Here is a 3,994-nt window from a genome sequence, read left to right as displayed (position 1 = left end):
GCACCACGTCGCCGGTGCGCAGCCGGCCCAGGGCCGCCACCGTCTCGGCGCGGCGGCGGGCGCTGCCCTCCCGGGACAGGGCGGTCTCGCGGGCCTTGATGTCGCGGCGCAGCTGGTCGTAGGCGGCGGCGTCGCCGCGGTCGCACGACAGCGCGGTGCGCAGCTCGGCGACCATCTCCAGGTTTCGGGTGATGGTACGGGCGATGCCGACGACGTCGCGGTCGGCCTGGAACTGGGCGAACGAGCTTTCCAGCACCGCCCGGGCCCGGTCACGGCCGAGCCGGCCGACGAGGTTGACCGCCATGTTGTAGGACGGGCGAAACGACGAGCGCAGCGGATAGGTGCGGGTCGAGGCGAGCCCGGCGAGCGCGAGCGGGTCGAGCCCCGACTGCCACAGGACTACGGCGTGGCCCTCGATGTCGATGCCGCGGCGGCCCGCCCGGCCGGTGAGCTGGGTGTACTCACCGGCGGTGATGTCGACGCGGCTTTCACCGTTGAACTTCGTCAGCCGTTCGAGCACGACGGTGCGAGCCGGCATGTTGATGCCGAGCGCGAGGGTCTCGGTGGCGAACACGACCCGGACCAGGCCCGCGACGAACAGCTCCTCGACGATCTCCTTGAACGTCGGCAGCATGCCGGCATGGTGGGCGGCGATGCCGCGTTCGAGGCCTTCCAGCCAGGGCCAGAAGCCGAGCACGCCGCGGTCGGCGTCGGGGATGCCGGCGGTGCGTTCCCGCACGATTGTGCGGATCCGCTGCTGCTCGGCCGGGCCGACCAGGCGCATCCCGGTCCGCACGCAGGCCGTCACCGCGCTGTCGCACCCCACCCGGCTGAACACGAACACGATCGCCGGCAGCAGCCCGTCGCGGTCGAGACGTTCCACGATCTCGGGTCGCCCCGGTGCCCGCGAGGTGCGTCGCCGTGGCGGGCCCGCACCCGCCCGCCCCCGGCCGCCGTGGTAGCCGCCGGCGAGCGCACGGCTCTCGTCGCGGGCCAGCCGGACCAGGTCCGGGTTGACCACCCGTGCGCCGACCAGCGCCGCGCTCCCCTGCCCCGATCGGTTCCGGTTTCCCTGCCCCGCGCGACCCTGCTGGCCTGTTCTGCCGCCGCCGCGAGGATGCGGCAGCTCGCCCGTCGGGCCGGCCAGGGACACGCCGCCACCGGACCCGACCGCCTCGGCAAGATCATGCTCGGAGGTGGCAAGGTCGCGCTCGGACACGGCGCGGGCCAGTGCGGCGGCGGCGCCGTCGGGACGACCCAGGGCATCCTCGAGGAACAGGTCGTGCAGGGTCCGCTCGGCCAGCACGTGCTGCCACAACGGCACCGGGCGATGGTCGCTGACGACGACCCGGGTGTGCCCGCGCACGGTGACCAGCCATTCGCCGAACTCCTCGGCGTTGCTCACCGTCGCCGACAGCGACACCAGCCGGACATGCGCCGGCAGGTGGATGATGACCTCTTCCCACACCGCGCCGCGCTGCCGATCGGCCAGGTAGTGCACCTCGTCCATCACCACATAGCCGAGGTCGGCGAGGTCGCTGCCGTCGGCGGGGCCGGCGTAGAGCATGTTGCGCAGCACCTCGGTGGTCATCACCACGATCGGTGCTGAACCGTTGCGGACGGTGTCGCCGGTGAGCAGGCCGACGGCGTCGGCGCCGTAGCGGGCGGCGAGATCGGCGTACTTCTGGTTCGACAGCGCCTTGATCGGCGTCGTGTAGAAGCAACGAGTGCCGCTGCGCAGGGCGAGATGGGCGGCGAACTCACCGACGACCGTCTTGCCAGCCCCGGTGGGAGCGGCCACGAGCACGCCGTCACCGCCGGCCAGCGCCGTCAGCGCCTCACGTTGGAACGGGTCAAGCCCGAACGCGAGGCTGGCGGCGAATTCCACGAGAGCCTCGGGCGCCGGGGACACGTCACTCACCCTACGCCGACACGCCGGCAATCCGGCGTCCCACCTGGGGTGGTGCTCAGGTGATGTCGCCGGCGTCGCTGCCGAACGTGCCCGCGCCCATGTCTGCCGGGCCGACCGCGCCCCGACCGGCGCCGACCGGGGACGCACCACCGCCACCGGAGGCTCCGCCGCCCGCCAGCCCATCGCCGGAGGTGTCCGCCGACCGGCCCGAGTGGGAACGGCCAGCGGTGTCGTCCAGGTCGAGCGAGGACGTCTCGTCGTCGCCGAGGTCGGCGTAGGGCGAATCCGAGCCGTTGCGGGCCCTGCGCCGGTCGTTGAGCCAGCCGACGATCAGCGCCACCTCGTAGAGGAGCACCATCGGCAGGCCGAGGGCCAGCATGGTGAACGGGTCCTGGCTCGGGGTGACGACGGCGGCGAACACGAACACGAGGAAGATCTCCGCGCGCCGCCAGGACCGCAGCCGGGCGGTCGGGACCACCCCGGCGAGGTTGAGCATCAGGACCAGCAGCGGTACCTCGAACGACAACCCGAAGATCAGCAGCATGGCCTGTACGTAGCTCAGGTACCGGTTCCCGTCCAGGACGCTGACCAGGCCGTTGCCGCCGAACCCGAGCAGCAGGCTCAGCCCGGTGGGCAGCGTCAGGTAGGCGAAGATCGCGCCGGTGGCGAACAGCACCAGGGAGACGGCGACGAACGTCAGCGACCAGCGCCGCTCGTGGCGGTGCAGCCCCGGGGTGATGAACGACCACAGCTGATAGAGCCACACCGGCGACGACACCACGGCGGCCGCGATCGCGGAGATCTTGAGCCGGATGGTGAAGGCGTCGAGGATCCCGAAGAAGTACAGGGTGCAGTTGGTCGAGGCCTGCCCGTCCGGACTGAAGCGTTTGCTCGCCGGCAGGTGACAGTACGGCGCCTTGAGCCAGTTGAAGATGTGTGGCTCGACGATGAAGCAGACCACGAACGCGATGCCGAACCCGACCAGGGCGATCGCGACCCGGTTACGCAGCTCACGCAGGTGTTCGGTGAGCGGCATCCGGCTTTCCTCGACCGTTCGGGTCCGCCGGTGGTTCGCCGCGGCGAGGAGCCTGCGCGGCGTGGGGATGCCTGGCACGGCGGCGTCTCCTGGTCGAGGCAGTCGAGGGAAGCGTGGTAGCCCGAACCGACCCAGGCCGGGCCGGCGGGAGTGGACGCCGACGGGCGGGACCCGGCCGACGTGGCTGCTCAGTGTTTGTCGGCCACCGGGGCAACGCCGTTGGCCGCGGAGCTCACGCCCGGCTGCACGACGATCTCGGCCGGAGCCTCGATCTGCCGCGGCGCGGGGGCGGCGGCCGGCGTGGGAGCCGGGGACGACTCGTCGTCACGCAGACCCTTCGTCTCGGCCTTGAAGATCCGCAGTGAACGGCCGAACGACCGGGCGGCGTCGGGCAGCTTCTTCGATCCGAACAGCACCAGAACGACGAGCGCGATGATGATGATCTCAGTAGTGCCCAGGTTCGGCATGGTCGGTATCCTCCGGTGAGCGGTACCGGCCCGTTTCGTCGACCGGTGCGATCGATGCTACGTGCGTCAGCCTAGGAGGCAAGGGGCGGCGTTCGGGTGGCCCGCAGATGACGGCTGAGCAACGATGCGTCCTGACCGGCCAAGTCTAGCCGCATCCGGACGGACCGCTCATCCTTGCGCACCCGTTACCACCCCCGCGCGACGACGGGAGGGCACAAACTGCGGGTGGTGACCTTTCCATCACTACCGGCCCCGGCCCGGTCAGGCTGTGCGGTCCGCGAGGCGGGACGTGACCTCGGCGTGGTCCAGGCGGTCGGACAGGGCGGCCGTGTCGGCAGCCAGCCCGGACACCCGGCTCGACAGCTCCCCCAGCGCCCGACGCGCGGCGCGGACCTTCTGCCACACCCGCCACCCGCTCAGGGCGAGCAGCAGCAGGCCGCCGAGAACCAGCACCAGGTAGACGAGTGCCCACAGCATGCCGGTCACCTTACCGGCCGTCGGCGGGCGCGGCCGGATCGGCCGGCGCGCCCGGATCGGCGGGCTCCCCCGCACCGGTAACACCCGCGGTCGGCCCGGCGG

General features: G+C 71.9%; 4 protein-coding genes. All 4 read right to left on the bottom strand.

Annotated elements, in window-relative coordinates; genetic code table 11:
* Positions 1-1,912 (bottom strand): RNA helicase (locus ND747_RS15745; RefSeq protein ID WP_251734374.1); only part of this gene is annotated, 1,912 nt, incomplete at its 3' end.
* A 55-nt stretch (positions 1,913-1,967) separates the two neighbouring features.
* Positions 1,968-3,026 (bottom strand): twin-arginine translocase subunit TatC, encoded by a 1,059-nt coding sequence (gene tatC, locus ND747_RS15740; protein ID WP_251734373.1) that lies wholly within the window; start codon positions 3,024-3,026, stop codon positions 1,968-1,970.
* Between the two features lie 110 nt (positions 3,027-3,136).
* Positions 3,137-3,415 carry a Sec-independent protein translocase subunit TatA gene (gene tatA / locus ND747_RS15735; RefSeq protein WP_251734372.1) on the bottom strand — a complete coding sequence of 93 codons (279 nt, stop codon included), beginning with the start codon at positions 3,413-3,415 and terminating at the stop codon, positions 3,137-3,139.
* A 261-nt stretch (positions 3,416-3,676) separates the two neighbouring features.
* Positions 3,677-3,892 carry a hypothetical protein gene (locus tag ND747_RS15730; protein ID WP_251734371.1) on the bottom strand — a complete coding sequence of 72 codons (216 nt, stop codon included), beginning with the start codon at positions 3,890-3,892 and terminating at the stop codon, positions 3,677-3,679.
* Between the last annotated feature and the right edge of the window lie 102 nt (positions 3,893-3,994).

The sequence above is a fragment of the Frankia sp. R82 genome (genome assembly GCF_023716925.1).
Taxonomy (GTDB): domain Bacteria; phylum Actinomycetota; class Actinomycetes; order Frankiales; family Frankiaceae; genus Frankia.
The sequence above is the reverse complement of the archived record's forward strand: the minus strand, read 5'-3'. Positions and strand labels throughout refer to the sequence as shown.